The 17,192-nt window shown below is 48.0% G+C and carries 17 protein-coding genes and 4 tRNA genes; 13 read left to right on the top strand and 8 right to left on the bottom strand.

Annotation, left to right across the window (positions count from 1 at the left end):
• Nucleotides 1-91 precede the first annotated feature (91 nt).
• The 8 genes from JSQ80_RS05840 (at nt 92) to JSQ80_RS05805 (ending at nt 7,200) form a co-directional block, all read left to right on the top strand.
• Nucleotides 92-1,057 (top strand): ABC transporter permease, encoded by a 966-nt coding sequence (locus JSQ80_RS05840; protein ID WP_087435750.1) that lies wholly within the window; start codon nt 92-94, stop codon nt 1,055-1,057.
• A 14-nt stretch (nt 1,058-1,071) separates the two neighbouring features.
• Nucleotides 1,072-1,968, top strand: a complete 897-nt coding sequence (locus JSQ80_RS05835) for a carbohydrate ABC transporter permease (protein ID WP_206094687.1) — start codon at nt 1,072-1,074, stop codon at nt 1,966-1,968.
• Between the two features lie 52 nt (nt 1,969-2,020).
• Nucleotides 2,021-3,709: an ABC transporter substrate-binding protein gene (locus JSQ80_RS05830; RefSeq protein WP_206094686.1), complete on the top strand. Its 1,689-nt coding sequence runs from the start codon at nt 2,021-2,023 to the stop codon at nt 3,707-3,709.
• Between the two features lie 95 nt (nt 3,710-3,804).
• Entirely contained in the window at nt 3,805-5,097 is a 1,293-nt protein-coding gene (locus tag JSQ80_RS05825; protein ID WP_206094685.1) for an alpha-L-fucosidase, read from the top strand.
• A gap of 263 nt (nt 5,098-5,360) precedes the next feature.
• The gene (mgtE, locus tag JSQ80_RS05820) at nt 5,361-6,710 is read left to right on the top strand and encodes a magnesium transporter (RefSeq protein ID WP_418888892.1); all 1,350 of its coding nucleotides are present in this window, start codon (nt 5,361-5,363) and stop codon (nt 6,708-6,710) included.
• Between the two features lie 159 nt (nt 6,711-6,869).
• Nucleotides 6,870-6,944, top strand: a tRNA-Glu gene (locus JSQ80_RS05815).
• Nucleotides 6,945-6,992: 48 nt separating this feature from the next.
• Nucleotides 6,993-7,068: transfer RNA gene (locus JSQ80_RS05810), tRNA-Lys, on the top strand.
• A gap of 46 nt (nt 7,069-7,114) precedes the next feature.
• Nucleotides 7,115-7,200, top strand: a tRNA-Leu gene (locus tag JSQ80_RS05805).
• Between the two features lie 180 nt (nt 7,201-7,380).
• Here the strand turns inward: JSQ80_RS05805 and JSQ80_RS05800 are convergent.
• Complete coding sequence (locus JSQ80_RS05800; RefSeq protein ID WP_176392953.1) at nt 7,381-7,530, bottom strand: hypothetical protein; 150 nt, start codon at nt 7,528-7,530, stop codon at nt 7,381-7,383.
• Nucleotides 7,531-7,899: 369 nt separating this feature from the next.
• Between JSQ80_RS05800 and JSQ80_RS05795 the strand changes: the two genes are divergently transcribed.
• Entirely contained in the window at nt 7,900-9,570 is a 1,671-nt protein-coding gene (locus JSQ80_RS05795) for a flagellin (protein ID WP_206094684.1), read from the top strand.
• A gap of 156 nt (nt 9,571-9,726) precedes the next feature.
• Nucleotides 9,727-9,812: transfer RNA gene (locus tag JSQ80_RS05790), tRNA-Leu, on the top strand.
• Nucleotides 9,813-10,550: 738 nt separating this feature from the next.
• On the opposite strand, the gene JSQ80_RS05785 is transcribed toward JSQ80_RS05790, so the two are convergent.
• A complete protein-coding gene (locus tag JSQ80_RS05785; RefSeq protein WP_206097484.1) occupies nt 10,551-10,949 on the bottom strand; it encodes a type II toxin-antitoxin system HicB family antitoxin in 399 nt (132 codons plus the stop codon).
• Between the two features lie 58 nt (nt 10,950-11,007).
• Complete coding sequence (locus tag JSQ80_RS05780; protein ID WP_240463562.1) at nt 11,008-11,262, bottom strand: type II toxin-antitoxin system HicA family toxin; 255 nt, start codon at nt 11,260-11,262, stop codon at nt 11,008-11,010.
• A gap of 325 nt (nt 11,263-11,587) precedes the next feature.
• Between JSQ80_RS05780 and JSQ80_RS05775 the strand changes: the two genes are divergently transcribed.
• Nucleotides 11,588-12,589: a hypothetical protein gene (locus JSQ80_RS05775; protein ID WP_206094682.1), complete on the top strand. Its 1,002-nt coding sequence runs from the start codon at nt 11,588-11,590 to the stop codon at nt 12,587-12,589.
• 281 nt (nt 12,590-12,870) lie between these two features.
• Here the strand turns inward: JSQ80_RS05775 and JSQ80_RS05770 are convergent, their stop codons facing one another.
• The 3 genes from JSQ80_RS05770 to JSQ80_RS05760 all read right to left on the bottom strand — a co-directional run bounded on the left by JSQ80_RS05770 (nt 12,871) and on the right by JSQ80_RS05760 (nt 14,129).
• Nucleotides 12,871-13,245 (bottom strand): IS3 family transposase, encoded by a 375-nt coding sequence (locus tag JSQ80_RS05770; RefSeq protein ID WP_206094681.1) that lies wholly within the window; start codon nt 13,243-13,245, stop codon nt 12,871-12,873.
• 89 nt (nt 13,246-13,334) lie between these two features.
• Nucleotides 13,335-13,571: an HTH domain-containing protein gene (locus tag JSQ80_RS05765; protein ID WP_206094680.1), complete on the bottom strand. Its 237-nt coding sequence runs from the start codon at nt 13,569-13,571 to the stop codon at nt 13,335-13,337.
• Between the two features lie 147 nt (nt 13,572-13,718).
• On the bottom strand, nt 13,719-14,129 hold the full coding sequence (locus tag JSQ80_RS05760; RefSeq protein ID WP_206094679.1) for a GNAT family N-acetyltransferase: 411 nt from the start codon (nt 14,127-14,129) through the stop codon (nt 13,719-13,721).
• Between the two features lie 186 nt (nt 14,130-14,315).
• On the opposite strand from JSQ80_RS05760, the gene JSQ80_RS05755 reads away from it, so the two are divergent.
• A complete protein-coding gene (locus tag JSQ80_RS05755; RefSeq protein ID WP_019422970.1) occupies nt 14,316-14,420 on the top strand; it encodes a hypothetical protein in 105 nt (34 codons plus the stop codon).
• Between the two features lie 170 nt (nt 14,421-14,590).
• Here JSQ80_RS05755 and JSQ80_RS05750 read toward each other — a convergent pair whose 3' ends face one another.
• On the bottom strand, nt 14,591-15,340 hold the full coding sequence (locus tag JSQ80_RS05750) for an ROK family protein (protein ID WP_240463561.1): 750 nt from the start codon (nt 15,338-15,340) through the stop codon (nt 14,591-14,593).
• A 115-nt stretch (nt 15,341-15,455) separates the two neighbouring features.
• Here JSQ80_RS05750 and JSQ80_RS05745 point away from each other — a divergent pair, with 115 nt between their 5' ends.
• Nucleotides 15,456-16,184 carry a L,D-transpeptidase family protein gene (locus tag JSQ80_RS05745; RefSeq protein ID WP_206097483.1) on the top strand — a complete coding sequence of 243 codons (729 nt, stop codon included), beginning with the start codon at nt 15,456-15,458 and terminating at the stop codon, nt 16,182-16,184.
• Between the two features lie 72 nt (nt 16,185-16,256).
• Here JSQ80_RS05745 and JSQ80_RS05740 read toward each other — a convergent pair whose 3' ends face one another.
• Nucleotides 16,257-17,108, bottom strand: a complete 852-nt coding sequence (locus tag JSQ80_RS05740; RefSeq protein ID WP_206094678.1) for a polysaccharide deacetylase family protein — start codon at nt 17,106-17,108, stop codon at nt 16,257-16,259.
• Nucleotides 17,109-17,192 lie beyond the last annotated feature (84 nt).

The following is a 17,192-nucleotide window of genomic DNA, read 5'->3' as shown; positions in this document are numbered from 1 at the left end:
GCTCGATATTATCGACGCCGCAATAGGAACTGCCTCAGTAATGAACCCTCTTTTGAAGTCGGTTGCAAAAGAAATGAAGGAGGAATGGAATATGGCAAACGTCACGCCCGGAACTGCCTCCCGCCGCCTGACGACATCGCGCTTCGCGTTTGCCGACGGTGCCGGCAAGAAAATGAAGAAGCATTGGCAATTATATGTGCTTGTTTTTCTTCCAATCGCTTACATTATCATTTTCAAGTACGTTCCGATGGGCGGAGTGCTCATCGCCTTTAAAGAGTATAACGTCGTAAAAGGGATTTGGGAGAGTCCGTGGGTAGGGTTTAAATATTTTGAGCAGTTTTTGAATTCGCCCTACTTCTGGAATTACATCCGCAATACCATCGTGGTTAGTCTGTACGGCCTGCTGGTCGGGTTTCCCGCCCCCATCCTATTGGCATTGTTTTTGAATGAGATTAAGAACGGTTTCTTCAAGAAAACTGTGCAAATGGTCACGTATGCCCCTTACTTCATTTCTACCGTTATTATGGTATCCATCATTATCGTCGCCCTGTCTCCGAACGTAGGGATGGTGAATAACATGTTGCGCCTGTTCGGGCTGGAAGGCATCGACTTCATGGGAAGGCCGGAACTGTTCAAATCGATATATGTCTGGTCTGACGTGTGGCAATTTACCGGTTACGGCGCAATCATATACATCGCGGCTTTGTCTGGGGTCAATCCGGATTTGTACGAAGCTGCCAAGGTTGACGGCGCGACACGCTTCCAGAAGATTTGGAATATCGATTTGCCGAGCATTTTCCCCGTCATGGTCATTTTGCTCATTTTGAACGTAGGCAGCATGATGAGTCTCGGCTTCGAAAAAATGTACCTCATGCAAAACCCGCTCAATTTGGAGTCTTCCGAGATTATTTCAACCTATGTGTACAAAGTGGGCTTGTTAAATGCGAACTTTAGCTTCTCGACAGCAATCGGACTATTTAATTCTATCATCAACCTCGTTCTCATCGTGACGGTCAATGCGATTGCGCGCAAGCTGTCAGAGTCGAGTCTGTGGTAAAGGGGGCAGCATTCATGAGCAAACCGGCTATTCGCGAGTCGCTTCCCGACCGCCTGTTCCTTATCTTCGTGTACGTCGTGTTAAGCGGAGCGCTTGTTATCGTTCTATTCCCGCTGCTGCATATTTTGAGCGCTTCGTTCAGTTCGCCGCAAGCTGTCAATTCAGGCCGCGTATGGTTGTTCCCGGTTGATTTCACGCTGGCTGGATATAAAGCGGTTTTTGCGAACCCGAATATATTGACCGGATACGGGAACTCGCTCTTCTACGCCGTGGCGGGCACCTTCGTAAACGTCGTCATGACGGTGCTGATTGCCTATCCGCTGTCTCGCCGCACGTTCTACGGGCGGCACATCATCATGATGCTGCTCGTCTTCACGATGCTGTTCGATGGCGGACTCATTCCGAACTATATGGTCGTGAAATCGTTGGGTCTGATTGATACACGATGGGCCATGATTATTCCAGGCGCATTGGCTGTTTTTCAGGTTATTATCGCCCGCACGTTCTTCCAGACGAGTATTCCGGAAGAATTGGCGGAGGCATCGGAGATTGACGGCTGCAGCGACGTCCGCTTTATTACAAGTGTCGTGCTGCCGCTCTCGAAACCGATATTGGCCGTTATGACGCTGATGTATGCGGTGGGTCATTGGAACTCTTACTTCGGCGCTCTCATTTATTTGAAGTCACCGGATATGTTCCCGCTGCAAATCGTGCTGCGGAATATCCTTATTTTGAACACCGTCGATCCTACGATGATGGCGAACGTGGATGATATGCTGCAGTTGCAAGGCATGTCGGAGCTGTTGAAATATTCGCTTATCGTGGTGGCAAGCGCTCCGGTGCTGATGATTTATCCTTTTGTGCAAAAGCACTTCGTTAAAGGGGTCCTCATCGGTTCGTTAAAAGGTTAGTTCTGTGCCAGGTTACAACCCAAATGGACAATATATAAGGGAGGCTTGTAGGATGAAATTGAAATGGACGACAATGCTTGCGGTATTGCTGTGCGCTTCCTTGTTCTTGGCGGCTTGCTCCGGCGGTTCGGGCGGTGCCGGCACCGAGGAAGGAAAGGGAAATGCCGCTGCTAATGAACCCGCGAATGCCGAGGAATTGTTCAATCCGGTGGGGGAATACCCGATTGCGAAAGAACAGATGACACTCAAGATGTTCGCGCCGCAATCGGCAGCGATAGAAAATCTGGAGACGAACGAATTTACGAAATTTGTAGAAGAGAAGACTAATATTAAAGTTAAATGGGACGTCGTGCCGGAGGGGGCCATCGAAGAGAAGAAGCAATTGATGATGGCAAGCGGAGACTATCCGGAAGTCATTCTCGCCGGCAACTTTTCCAAGGCGGATCAGATGAAGTATGGACAGCAGGGCGTATTTGTTCCGTTGAATGATTTAATCGAAAAGTATGCTCCGAACATTAAGCAGGCCATGACGGACATTCCGTACTTGAAGGATGCGATGACGACGCCGGACGGCAATATTTACACGATCCCGAAAGTGAACGAATGTTATCATTGCACCTACGCTTCGAAAATGTGGGTCAACCAGACCTGGCTCGATAAGCTCGGGATAAAAATGCCAGAGACGACGGAAGAGTTCTATCAAATGCTGAAAGCGTTTAAAGAGAAGGATCCGAACGGAAACGGCAAAGCAGATGAGGTGCCGCTCACTACGGCGGGGAAAAAGGAAATGTGGGGCGGAGGCTTGGATGCTTACTTGATGAACGCCTTTATCTATAATGATGCCACTACTTACATGTACATGGACAACGACGGCATTAAGTTCTCGCCGAATCAAGAAGCATGGCGCGAAGGGTTGCGTTTTATCAATAAGCTGTATGCGGAAGGGCTTATCGATAAAGCCTCGTTCACCCAGAATGCGGATGCCGTCAAGCAAATCGGCAACAAGCCGGACAATGTGATGGGAGCCGTATCGACAGCGCTTATCAGCTATGTGTACAATCCGAACGATTTGACGCCGCGCCACAAGGAATATGTAACGGTTCCGCCTTTGAAAGGGCCGAACGGCGTACAGTTGACCGGGTACTTCGTCGGCGCCGGCAACGGACAGTTCGCGATTACGAACAAAGCGACACCGGAGCAGCAAATTGCAGCCATTCGCTTTGCGGATTACCTGTACACCGAAGAAGCAACGGTATATACGAGCCTGGGCAAGGAAGGCGATGGCTGGCGCAAAGCGAAGGAAGGCGAAAAAACGGCTGACGGCAAACCTGCGCGCTTCAAGCAAACACCGAAGCCGGGAGTATCGCAAGTTCAGAACGGCACTTGGCAGGAGCTTGGCATTATGAAGATGACGAACGAGCTGCGCGATTCGTTTGCGGTGCCGGATGATATGTTCGCGGAAGACGGCTACGGACTTCGCCTGCGCAATGAGTCGAAGAAATATGAACCGTTCGCGAAGCCGGAAATGGCATTCCCTGCGGACGTATTCATCGCAGCCGAGGACGCTTCCTTGGTGGCTCAACTGCAGACGTCCATCAGTGACTATGTCGAGTCGAACATGGCTCAGTTCATTACCGGCAGCAAAAGCTTGGATAAGGATTGGGATGCTTACGTAAAAGGCTTCGATGGCCTGCAGCTGCCGAAATATTTAGAAATTTACGGCAACGCCATTAACAAATAAAAGGGAGCCATTCGTTATCCGCCGGTGCTTGGAAACATATGCATGGCTTATACTGACGCACTAATTTGCGAATTTGAAGCAAGGGAGAGGACGTCATGACGAAGACGAAGCTGGCTTTGCCCACCCCGCAGCAAATAGCGTGGCAGGACTTGGAATTGGGCATGTTTTTTCACTTTGGGATCAACACATATTGCGATCAGGAATGGGGAGACGGAACCGATTCCCCGGAGCTGTTCAACCCGGCGCAGCTGGACGCGCGGCAGTGGATCCGCACGGCCTCAGAAGCCGGATTCAAATATGTCATTCTGACGGCTAAGCATCACGACGGGTTCTGTCTGTGGCCGACGAAGACGACGGCTTACTCGGTCCAATCCAGCCCATGGAAGAACGGTCAAGGCGACGTGGTGCGCGAGGTTGCCGATGCATGCCGGGAAGAGGGCATGCTGTTCGGACTGTACGTATCTCCTTGGGACCGCAATGCGGCATGCTACAGCGATCCTGCCGCTTATGATGATTTTTATGCGGAACAGCTCACAGAGCTCTTGACGGGCTACGGACCGTTAGTGGAAGTCTGGTTCGACGGAGCGGGCTCGGAAGGAAGGCAATACGATTGGCCGCGCATCATTGGCCTTGTGAAGCAGCATCAGCCGGATGCGATGATCTTCAATATGGGAGCTCCGACGATTCGCTGGGTGGGCAATGAAGACGGCGTCGCTCCGTATCCGTGCTGGAACACTGCCGGCAGCGCCCGCGTAAGCATGTTTACGAGCGATATGAATACGTGGCTGGAAGCCACGCCGGAATGGGTCCCTGCCGAATGCGATGTGCCAATTCGGGCGAGACATTGGTTCTGGCACCCGGATGACGAGAGCAGCCTGCATTCATTAGATCACCTGCTGGACTTGTACTACCGCTCCGTAGGCCATGGGACTACCTTGCTTTTGAACGTCTCCCCGGATGACCGCGGCCTGCTGCCTGACAGCGATGTGGAGCGCGTGCGGGAATTCGGCACGGAAATCCGACGCCGCTTCGGACAATGCCTTGCCGAGACGAAGGGCTCCGGAACGGAAGTTATGCTCGATTGGGGGGCGGAACGGCCGATCGACCATGTCATTGCGATGGAAGATATCACTTACGGCGAACGGGTCCGCGCTTATAAAGTGGAGGCCCTGGTTGGCGGAGAATGGAAGCAGGTGGCGCAGGGCAGTGCGATTGGGCATAAAAAAATCGATCGGATTGAACCGCTGCAGACCGACAGCATCCGCCTTCGCATTTCCGAATGCGTGGAAGAGCCAATCATTCGTTCCTTGGCCGTTTATAGCACGAAGAATGAAACAGATGAAGAAAAAAGCAGCGAATGGCTTATAGAGGCAGGAATGTCGCCTTAATATATCGAATATAAGACAGGGCAAGGATCTATCGCGGATTCGTTCGTGGTTATTCCTTGCTTTTTTTCATACACTATGAGTGCCGGCTGAACTAGCATACATATGTCCTGGTTCGTGAATAACACCATGGTGTATGATTGTACTGGGGTACCATGTCTGACAAGGCAGGGTGAGAAAGAGGATTGCAGGAGGTGAGCGACGTGAGCGATAAATCATCAGACAACTATCGTGACGACGGCGACAACTTGAAAGACAACAGAAGAATCCCCTCTGAACCGGAGGATATTCTTGAAGAAGCCGACCGCATCTTGGAAGGCACGCCAGAAGAGGTGAGGCGGGAGCTTCGTTATTGGCAGCCGTATGACTTGGCCGTCGTCTATCGCGATGCGAAGATGACGAAGCGCTCTCACTTGCTGGGTGCTCTGGATATCGATCAGTTGACGGAGATGGTACGGGAACTGGATCCGGATTTGCAGCTTGAAGCGTTTCAGATGCTCGGGCGCGAACGCGCCGCGGAAGTGCTGAACCGGATGGATAATGACGATGTCGCCGATATGATGGCGGCCGTCAGTCTGGAAGCGAAGGAATTCCTCCTCTCGCTGATGGAACGGGAAGAGAGCGATACGGTGCGTCAGTTGCTCACCTACGAGCCGGAGACGGCGGGCGGTCTGATGACCAACCGTTACGTGTGGTTCTATGACCGCTACACGGTGCGGGAAGCGGTAGAGAAGATTAAGGCCTTTGCAGAGCTGACGAAGCACGTGCATTATTTTTATGTAGTCAACGAACAGAAGCGTATCGTCGGCACCTTGTCATATCGGGAGCTGGTGCTCGCTCAGGAGAATGAGACGATACAGGAGCTCATGAACGAGAAGGTTATTTCCATAACGGCAGACACGGACCAAGAAGAAGTGGCGAAGCTGTTCGAACAATACGACTTCCTGTCCATGCCGGTCGTGGATGCGGACGACAAGCTCATCGGTATCGTGACCGTCGATGACGTCATCGACGTCCTGCGGGAAGAGGCGCATGAGGATATTAATAAGCTGTCGGCAACCGACAAGACCATCGACTTTCGCACGAATCCGGTAACCGCGGCACGGCGCAGACTGCCATGGCTCATTATGCTGCTCTTTCTCGGACTCGTCTCCGGAAGCATTATTAGCCGGTTCGAAGAAACATTGCAGCAGGTGGTGGCGTTAACCTTCTTCATGCCCATGATTGCCGGAATGACAGGGAATACGGGCACGCAGTCACTAGCTGTCGTCATTCGCGGATTATCTTCTGAGAATATAGACAAAGCAATCGTACGGCGTCTGTTATGGCGGGAATTGTTCGTAGGACTTATTATTGGCGTGGTGTGCGGCGGATCCGTGGCACTGGTGGCGGGAATATGGCAAGCCAGCTTGCCGCTGGGCATTGTAGTAGGATGCTCCTTATTTCTTACAGTCATCATCGGGACGATGGCCGGCACTATCATTCCGCTCATTTTATACAAGTGCAATGCCGATCCGGCCGTAGCGTCCGGACCTCTTATAACGACGTTGAATGATATCTTTTCCTTGACTGTTTATTTTGGCACGGCGACTGTCTTTTTATCGTATTTGGTTTGACCGCTTGCTTGCGGGATGCAGGCCTGCGGGTGGTGTCTTCCGCGCAAAACGTTTTACCCGTTTGGTAAAAAAAGTTTTAAAAAAAAGCTTGTCAACGAACATAGCGTTTGTTATACTCTTAATTGTCGCCGCGGAGGTGACGATGAAAGTGTTGAGCATGGCCCGTTGGTCAAGCGGTTAAGACACCGCCCTTTCACGGCGGTAACACGGGTTCGAATCCCGTACGGGTCACCATTTCTATTTTTGAGATGGATATGGCGAACAACAATGTTCGGTCAGCATGAGCCATTAGCTCAGTTGGTAGAGCACCTGACTTTTAATCAGGGTGTCGAAGGTTCGAGTCCTTCATGGCTCACCAGTTTTTCTTTTATTAAGAGAAGCTGGGCATATATTTCCCTAAACGTGCGGTAGTGGTGGAATGGCAGACACGCTATCTTGAGGGGGTAGTGGGCGTACGCTCGTGGAGGTTCGAGTCCTCTCTACCGCACCATACCTAAGCAATCGTAAAGCCTTGATGTTAAGGCTTTTTTTGTTTTTCGGGGAAGAAAGTCAGGACGAGCCCAATGCTTGTCAGGACACGCCCCAGCAGCCCCGCAATCTGCAATCAAGATAGGCAAAGCGACTTTAACCTCTGCCTGCTCCGCTTGGGACCATCAGGAGGTTCACATGTCTATTCGTAAATACGGTCAGCGTTTTCGGAACGGAGCTTCTCGGATTTGATGGTTTCAGCATGCGGTTTGGATTTGTCATCCCGAGTAAAGTTTCTAGTCTTCATGGTTTTTTCTAATTTCTTCGGTCCGTTTTTTGTCGTTTGATCCATCCATATCACCCCCTTATTCAAGAGTAGTTTTATCCAGACAGGTCCTTCTCATTCCCTTTCGGAACAGTAAATCCCCGGTAACATCCTAAACGGGCAGACTGTTCATTTGGAAGGATATTATTTTGTGAATACATAAAAAGAAAAAAATGTAGCTAGTTTCCACAGCTCTTTAAATGTGTTCTTTTGCTATAAAACATCATCAGTTAATATTTTGTCGATGTAAGCGAATATACATAATTTATTTTTATTATGTTATAATTTAAATATGAACATATACTAAAATATTACTATATACATATTGGAAAATAGGCTGTTTTACTTAAAAGGTAAACAATAATTGACACAAATACGATACATGAGGCGGATGGTATGTTTATTACTTATAATTCGTATGCTGTAAACGCACACAATAATATGAAAAAAAGCAATCAAAAAATAACGAAGACGATGGAAGCTCTCTCTTCAGGAGATCGCATTAATCGCGCAGCAGATGATGCGGCGGGTCTGGCTATTTCGGAGAAAATGCGCTTTCAATTGAACGGAGCGCGGCAAGCAGCTAGTAATATTCAGGATGGCATATCTCTGGTACAAACTGCGGAAGGAGGGCTGGCGGAAGTTCATGCCATGCTGCAGAGGATGAATCAGTTAGCGGTGCAAGCGGCTACAGGGACATATGATGAAAACGACCGGAGAAAAATAAATTTAGAGTTTCAACAACTTAATTACGAGATTGATAACGTTGCCAGGTCCACAAAGTTCAATGATATATCTCTGTTGAGCGGGGGAAACGGGAAAGGAAAAGTGCCTATTAGATGGCAACAGGTTGATACGGGTACAACTACTCATTTTTATGATATAGAATGGAACGGCAGTATGTTCTTGGCTGTCGGAAAAAATTGCAACTCTTTGGTTTCAAAAGACGGGGTAAATTGGTATCCTCCTTCTACATCACCTCCTCCTTCAAACGTAAATTTGCATAGTGTTAAATGGGACGGAGAGCAGTTTTTAGTGATAGAGAATCACGGAGTATACACCACTAAAGATGGATATTTGCGAACGGGATATGGTCAACCTTCGGGAAAAAATAGTCCTCAATTATTTGATGCAAAATTAGTTGGAGGGAAATATGTCGCAGTCGGCGAGGATGGGACAATCGCGATTACAGCTAAAGCTAATGAAACGAATGCTAAATGGACTACGGTGTTATCGGGGACCAATAATCAATTATCGGGAGTTGCTTCTAATGGGGAACATTACGTAGCTGTTGGGAAAGACGGAACCATCGTTAGATCTGAAGATGCAATTCATTGGAGCGTTCAGAAGTCTGGGACTGGAAATAATTTAAAAGATGTTATTTGGGAAAATAATCAATATGTAGCAGTAGGCGATAATACAATCCTTACTTCAAAAGATGGAGTAAACTGGAATCAAGCTAAGCTTAGTTCGAATAGAAACTTTATGGAACAAATATTATACGATGGCCATCAGTATGTTGCACTTAGTGGGAGTAGTGTACATACTTCTAAGGATGGTTTGGATTGGGAAACAAGCAGAATAGGTAGCGCTTCTTTGCATGGTCTTGCATGGAATGGAAAGGAATATATATCTATTGGTATGAACGGGAAGGCGTTTATTGGTCGTACGGATGCTGTGATAACCATTCAGAAAGGCAGCAGTCCTGACGATGTGATCGATATAGTCATCCCCAATACTGACAGTTTTTCTCTAGGTCTTCATAATATTGATTTATCTGAGCAAGCGGATGTGCATCAAGCCATCGAGCAGATAAAGAGCGCGATCGATACAGTTTCTAATGGGCGGGCAAGATTAGGCGGAGATCAGAACAGATTGGAGCATGCTCTGAATCATGCGAGCAATTATGCGGAAAATTTGGCGGCATCGGAATCCCGTATCAAAAATACGGATATGGCAGAAGGCATTGCTGAATTAACTAGAAGTAAAATCATTGCCGAAGCGGGACAAGCAATGCTTGCACAGGCCAATACATTACCGAATATGGTGCTTCAACTTTTGAAATAACACAGAGAAGCAACAGAATATAAGCGAATGCTGACTCCGAGGGGCCGGCGTTCGCTAGTTACTGAGAGCGAGGTAACTCTGCTTCGTATAAAAGATTTTACTTTATATCACATATGTGCTATAATTAAATCCTATCCCTTGAATTACTAGGAACTTGCGGTAGTGGTGGAATGGCAGACACGCTATCTTGAGGGGGTAGTGGGCGTACGCCCGTGGAGGTTCGAGTCCTCTCTACCGCACCATACATAACAATCTCGAAAGCCTTGTGCCACAAGGCTTTTTCTTTTTTGTCTTTGGGGACGTGGTTGGGGACTAGCTTGGAGGAGATTACGCATTGGGGACCGATTGGGGACCAAATCCCGATGCGAACTTGTCGAACTTCTCAGCAATATGTCGGTTATACCTTCTTTGTTATATGTGCATATATGTCGGCCGTGGTTTGACACTTTGAATGCCCAAGACGTTTCTAGATTGCCCTGAGGGGGGGCTCCAGCTTCGATAAGCAACGTAGCAGAGCTATGTCTTTAAATCGTGAAATCTAATGCGTTTTAGCTTATGCCTGGTGACAAACTTGATCCACCATTCTGAAGGGTATGTGTGATAATACGGTTTTCCGAATCCGCCATGGAATACATACTGCCGGTCTCCCCCCAGCAAAGCGGCGACAAATGCCTTAACTGCGCTGTTTTTCGGAGTTGATGGAGTTTGGCAACCGTGCGACTAAGATGCCACTGTCTCACGATTCCTAAGATGCTATGATGGTAATGTGAAATAATTAGAGAATTGGCCGTATACGAGCTTATACGCACTAGGTGGCTGCATCTTTTATACCAGTGTAATCTTGGCTGAGGTACGGAGGCGGCCGCAAGAACAAGACTCCGAACTCCCAGGTTCGAGCCCTGTCATTCGTATCATTTTCCCCTTCTCCTAAAGCCGTCTCCTTGTGAGGCGGTTTTTAATTATGAAAAAAAGCGGCCTAGTTACGGCCGCCGTTCAATGCCTAGAGCTTCGCGGACAGATTGCTGCAGCAATTGAGAGAAGTTAAGACCAGCTTCATCTCCAGCATCGCGAAGCCATTTCGGCATAGTGCAGTTTTTAGTTACTGTTTTATCATCGGTCGGCGGTATTACAAATACTTCGACATAGATAATTCTGTCGCTTGGCTCTTCCAACTGGATTGTGTCAATCTCAGAAGGCACCGGAACAGACTCGTTATTGTCGTGCAACTCTGCGATACGATGAATCAGCATGATCTTAGCATCCTTTATACCGGCCACGACAGATGGAGCCGTAACTGATGTGCCTGGAAAATCCGGAAAGTACATACTCACACCAGTAGGTGTTTCTTCAACAACAACCGGATAAATATAATTCGGCATCATGAAGCCTCCTTTATCTTTTTCCGAAGGGAGGATTGGGGATTAGAACATCAAGGGTTTAATACTCAACCCCTGATGTTCGTTCGATACTTCTCAACGTCCCCTTCGCAAGTACATCGCCGCTGGAGTGGTAACTGACATCGGCGTATCGCGTAGGGTCCTCTTTGTGTATGTACCGACGGTGGCTAGTGCCTTTGCCGTGAGTGGGGGATTTGTAGAATCCCGCAGCTTTGAGCGCTTGTAAGACTTCCCTGACGGTACGTTGCTTCCCCAAGTGTTTCTCTCTCCCTTCACGAACTATTATAACACGCATAAATAATGCGCGTCAATAATAAATGCGTATAAAATATACGTGTTGATTGAAGAAGGATGCGGGAACGGTCTATTTTTGTCGTACGATTGCCACCTATGAATAGACGGATACATCGGCCGGCAGCAAGTTGCGCCGTGTTTACTTCATTGTTCAACCATCCTAATGTATGGTGGGAAAGGCGTAAGGGCAAACATCTGATTTTCTTAATATTTTTAAAGTTCTCTTAATTATTATTAATAGACTGTTTTGTGGTTTTTCCCCAACTCCTTCGCTAGGATAAAATAAGTGATCATATATTCAAGTAATTACATAGGAGGATTTTACCGTGAACTTAAAAAAAGCTATCGTCGCAACATTGGTCGTATCCAGCATGTTGGCCGCATTGGCAGGTCCGATTCCTGCGGGCGCGGAGGGAGCGCAAGAGAAGCAGCAAGAGCAGCAACAATCGGATAGTAAGAAGGTTCAAATAGACAAGAAGCAGGCTGCCAAGCTGCAAAAAGCAGTACGCCAATATGCGGGGAAAGAGATTAAGCTTGAGGATGTTGGCGAGCTTACGTTTGTTACCCAGGTCACGGTTCAATCTGTAGACGGAAAATATGGTGTTTTCTACAATCATAAATCAGGACAAATAGGGGGCGTTTTCAGCAAGACGACAATCGACAAAATCAGTAAAAAGGATCAGGATGAAATCCTGAAAGTGCTGAAAGGGATGTATTCAAAGAAAACATACGCATTTGATAAAGAAGTGCACGTGGAACGGTACTATGATAATAAAAAGGAAAATTTGAGAGATCATACCTCGTATACGTTGACAGGGAAAGACTTTACTGTAGAACTGGTTAAAAACCATCCCTCAATGAAAGAGTATATCAATGGGGTCATGATCTTTTTTGACAAGAAAGAGCTTGAACCGAAATTGCTGAAAACGGCGGCAGAAGCGGTGAAAACGACTTTAGATCATGATTTTGACGTGACGAAGGCCCATCTCTCATATGGTGGTTTGATAGAAAATACGTGGATGCTTCAGGACGACAAGGTGACAATTTACATGGAGAGCGGGAAAGTAGCCAGCCTGATCAATGAACAAGGTAATAAGGTGACGACGAACAAAGAAATGACGGAAAAAGAGGCCAAAGAAGCGGTCGCCCCGATTGCCAAGAAATTATTCAATATCGACATTACGGGATATGAAGTGAAATGGGACAACTTATTTAAAGATTACCGCTTCATCGAAAAAAATGATGTTACGACGGTGAGAGCCGCATTGGATGCCGATAAAAACGTGGTGTACATAAAATCGGGGAGTAGAGCCGCTGCAGGGAATTAGGTGTCGCCAGTGACTACGGCGAATAAAATGTAGATTTCAAAAAGCACCTTAACCGGTGCTTTTTTGTTACCTAAATTAAAAGAAAAAGACTCCTCATGAAGAGAAGTCTTTAGCAAGTGAAAGGTATTGGAGTTTAATCACCTATTATTGCTTTTTTTTACTTTTATAGCTATCTCGAGAGTCAATAGTGGCCGAGACTGTTTTCTGTTTATTACCTTTAATGTGACCTTCAATGCAAACATCGGAGGCAAGCAGTTCCCCCGAGAAACCAGTATTGGTAATTACAACATCAACATTTTCTTGGCCATTTTGCGGTAAGGGTGGCGAATGACGGCGACCAACCTAAATTTACGCATCAGTCGACGGATCTTCTTGTGATTCATCACGATGCCGTTCAGACGCTCCAATCGCATTTTGATTACCAAGGCACCCGCCTTCGCCTCTCGTTCATCTGCAGCTTCTCGAAGCTGTCGTTTCTCTTCTAAACGGAACCATCGATAATATCCGCTCGGGCTCACCTCAGCCACTTGACACAGATAGCGTGTCATCCGACGCAAATCATGTAGGCGAAGCGTCTGGTTGATCATCTGGAAGCGCTCGGAGGGCTTTAGCGTGTTACGACTTTGCCTTTCGAGCGCTTCGAGCTTTTTTAGCATGTCGTTCTCCGCTTCCAGCAGCTTAATCCGGGCTCCGGCCCGTTTGAGCTTGTCTTCTGTCGTTAACGCTCCTGCTGGTCGCCTTTACGTCAAAGCAGCAACATCTTTTTGGGCTTTTCATGACCAAAGATATCCATTTTAAACCCAGCCTTTAGAAATATCTCTATTGGCGTCTGACCCTCATGATAGGCTTTTATTGCGGCAACTTTAAAGTCTGGCGAATACGTGATATTCTTTCCCGACACGTGCCGCACATTTGGGTTGGCCTCCAGTTGTTTGATTTCTTGCTCTGTGGATACCTTTCGCGCTCTTCTTGTCACTCCCATTTGATCATCCCCTCGTACCATTCTCCATAGTTTGATTAAAACACAAATGACCCGTAAGAGGGTCACTTTTTTCAAGTGTCTCTCTTACGGGTCACAGTTCATTGGACGGATGGTTTATTTCTAGTCTGCATGAAGTTGTTTGCTGCCCTAGTACCTTTTGAACATGCCCAGAGACTTGGGATGCGTGTAATCAAAACCAAACTTTTTGTATAGATGATCGGCTGGTACATCTGCCAATAAGCTTACATAAGATTTATCGGGCGCGTTATGCTCTAAGTAATTGGTGATCTCCGCCATAATCATCTTCCCCAACCCTTGTCCTTGATAAGAAGGGGCAACCGCAATGTCTACAACTTGATAAAAGCAACCGCCGTCTCCGATGATTCGGCCCATACCTACGAGCTCGTCTTCATGTCTCAATGTGACTGCAAAGATGGAGTTTTTCAAAGCGATTTCGGCTCCGGCCAAGCTTTTGGGACTGAGACCGGCAGCGACTCGCAAAGATGTATATTCCTCTGGTGTAGGCGCTTCGTGAAATATATGTATGTTTGGATGCAACGGAACAAACCTCCTAAGTATATGAATTCCGTTTCATTATACAGGATTTTTTTGACAATGTGCTACCGCTGGCAGGGCAGAAGCGCAAGTTTGATGGATGTGGGCATTTAATAGAATCATTTTGCCACAGCAGGCCATACAATAACAACGCAAGTACACATTAATAACGGTGAAGGAGGACAAAAAATGAGCGACATTGCTGGAAGATGTGGTGGTTTCTTTACTTCTACAGGCGTAATTTTGGTTCTCTTCATTTTGTTGGTGATCGTGTTGCGCTCCGGCTGGTTCTAACCATACACCGGGGAAAAGCCGGGATTGTGATTCCGGCTTTTTTGACATGATGGAATGTTTACGTTCGGTGCGCTAATTTTTTCAGCAAATTTGCGAGCAATGATGCGGGTGTCCGAGTCGAAGGCCGCCTACTCTTCTATCAGACGGACAGTAGGCAGTCCTTTGTGCGTTTATACGGACACTCTAGTTCGTCCGACAAATGATTGAATGACCTCATTGGCCGCGCCAAGCACGGTCGAACGCTGCTGCAGCGAGGAAAAATGAATTTGCAATCCATGTTGATGAGATTGAAGCGTGCGCTGCTGCACCGTCCGCAGAAGCGGCTTGCGGATCCAGCGTTCAGCTTGGGTGAGCTTGTTGCTGATAATGACTAGCTCCGGGTTGAACGTGTTAATAATATTGGCGATGCCGACGCCCAAGTACTCTCCAATCTGATAGAGCGTATGAAGCGCGATCGGCTCATCCTGCTCAGCAGCTTGCATGATTTCTTCCAAGCTATGATAGGTCACGTTCTTGCCAGCTTCTGCAATCGCCTTCTCCGAAGCGTACAGCTCCCAGCAGCCCCGGTTGCCGCAGCTGCATTTGCGGCCGTTCGCTGCAATCGTCATGTGTCCCATTTCGCCAGAATAGCCGTATGCGCCCTTGAACAATTCCCCTCCGATAATCGTTCCGGTGCCGATGCCGGCCCCTGCACTGACATAGACGAGGTGCTGCGCCTTCTCGCCTGCGCCGTACTCCCATTCGCCAATGGCGCCTGCCCGAGCTTCATTGTCGACCGTGACGATCGCCCCGGGAAACCGCTCCTCTATAGTCCGCTTCAGCTCAACGTTTCTCCAGCCCAAGTTCGGGGCGAACAGAACATTGCCTTCTTCATATGCGTGTAATGAGTTATGCATCCATACGATGAATACATATGACATATATTTTTTAGTATCGGGACAGTCTGCGAGGTTTTGCGGCGGATAAATTTGCGGCGTTTAATCCATATTATTACTGGGATAGTACAGATTACGAACACCATAGGAAGAAATGATGATGTTAAACAACGATACAGTAAAATGCATATCTGCTTATCGCAGAATGTGCCCGATTATTCATACCGCCGTTTCGTTCCTGCTGTTGGTGATGATATTGCTCATGCTGCCGTCCAAGGCGCAAGCTGAACCGCTGCCGATTATGTCAGAGCAAGAAGCGGTTCATCTCGTCGTCGATCCTTCCAAGCACGAGCTTACTTTCTTCATTCACGGCAGACCGGTCAAGAAATATCGGGTAGCCCTCGGCAATCCCGCTACTCCATCGCCCGTCGGACAATATGAGGTCGTTTTTAAAGGGAAGCATTGGGGATCGGGATTCGGAACGAGATGGATGGGGCTCAATGTACCGTGGGGGATCTATGGCATTCATGGTACGAATCGTCCCGATTCTATCGGCCATAACCGAAGTCACGGCTGTGTGCGGATGCGGAACAGGGATGTGGAAGAGTTATTTGAACGGGTACCCGTCGGAACGAAAGTCACGATGCTGGGACATGTGCTAGGCGGACTGTACCGGGAGCCGCGAAGACTGGCGGAAGGCGATGCAGGCGGGGATGTGCTGCTCATACAGAATCGGCTGCAAGCGGCTGGGTTGTACGAAGGTGAATGTAACGGGAGATTTCGCGGGGCGACGACGACCGCATTGAAGCGATATCAACGGTTGCATGGACTTCCAGAGGACGGTGTTGTCTCCAAGGAAATCTATCAATCTTTGGGGTTATGGGAATGACGCTTGACAAGCAAAATAATAAGTCAAATCAAAACAAACAATCCCTTGCCGAGTCGGCAAGGGATTCGTTAATTACTGGCGGTAAGCGGGCTTGTTCAGCAAATCGGGGAGCGTTACGATGTCAATGCCTTGCTCGTTGAGCTGCTCAATGATAAGCGGCAGCGCCTTGACGGTGCCGGACAGATCTCCGCCTTCTCCGATAGCGGAATGCTGCAGCACGATAGCCCCGGGTGTTAGATGGCTCATAATGTTCGCTTCTATTTGTTCTGCAGTCAACCCTTTCCAATCGAGCGAGTCAACATTCCAGTTCACGATGAGTATGTCTTGGCTGGCAAGCCATTTGATCTGTTCTTCGCTTATATTGCCATAGGGAGGCCGAATATAACGCATATGATGCCCGGTCAATTGCCGAATGATTTTTTCGGTCCGGGTTACCTCGTCGCGAAAGCTTTCGTCAGACAATTTAGGCAAGTTGGCGTGAGTGTATGAGTGATTTCCTATTAAATGTCCCTCGTCTACCATGCGTTGAACGATTTCCGGATACTTTTCCGCCCGGTTGCCGACGACGAAAAAGGTGGCTTTTACGCCATATTGTTTCAACACATCCAGCACCTGCGGAGTGAATTGGTTGTCTGGCGCGTCATCGAACGTCAAGCTGACGCGCTTCCGATCCGAAGGTCCCTGCAGCACGAAATGTGAACGGTATTTTTTGCGAAGCTCTGCTAAAGACAGGGGTTTTGGTTTGCGCACCTGACTTTCTTGACCCCCGGCAAGATTTGGTGTTTCCTTCGCTGCCATTTTGATTTTCCGTTGTTGAATGGTGTAGCCTTCTTGCGAATTTTTGGCTGCGGGTGGCTTGGTGGACGGGTTGCATCCAGCGGCCGATACCGCAAGCAGAACCAATAATATGATTCTCTTGTTCATTGGTGTTCCTCCGCACATTCTATTTTCATCGAGTAGACAGATGTAGCTTTATGTTTTGGAGGAAACAGTGGATTTATCCAAATT

Source organism: Paenibacillus apiarius (assembly GCF_017052585.1).
GTDB lineage: Bacteria > Bacillota > Bacilli > Paenibacillales > Paenibacillaceae > Paenibacillus_B > Paenibacillus_B apiarius.
The sequence above is the reverse complement of the archived record's forward strand: the minus strand, read 5'-3'. Positions and strand labels throughout refer to the sequence as shown.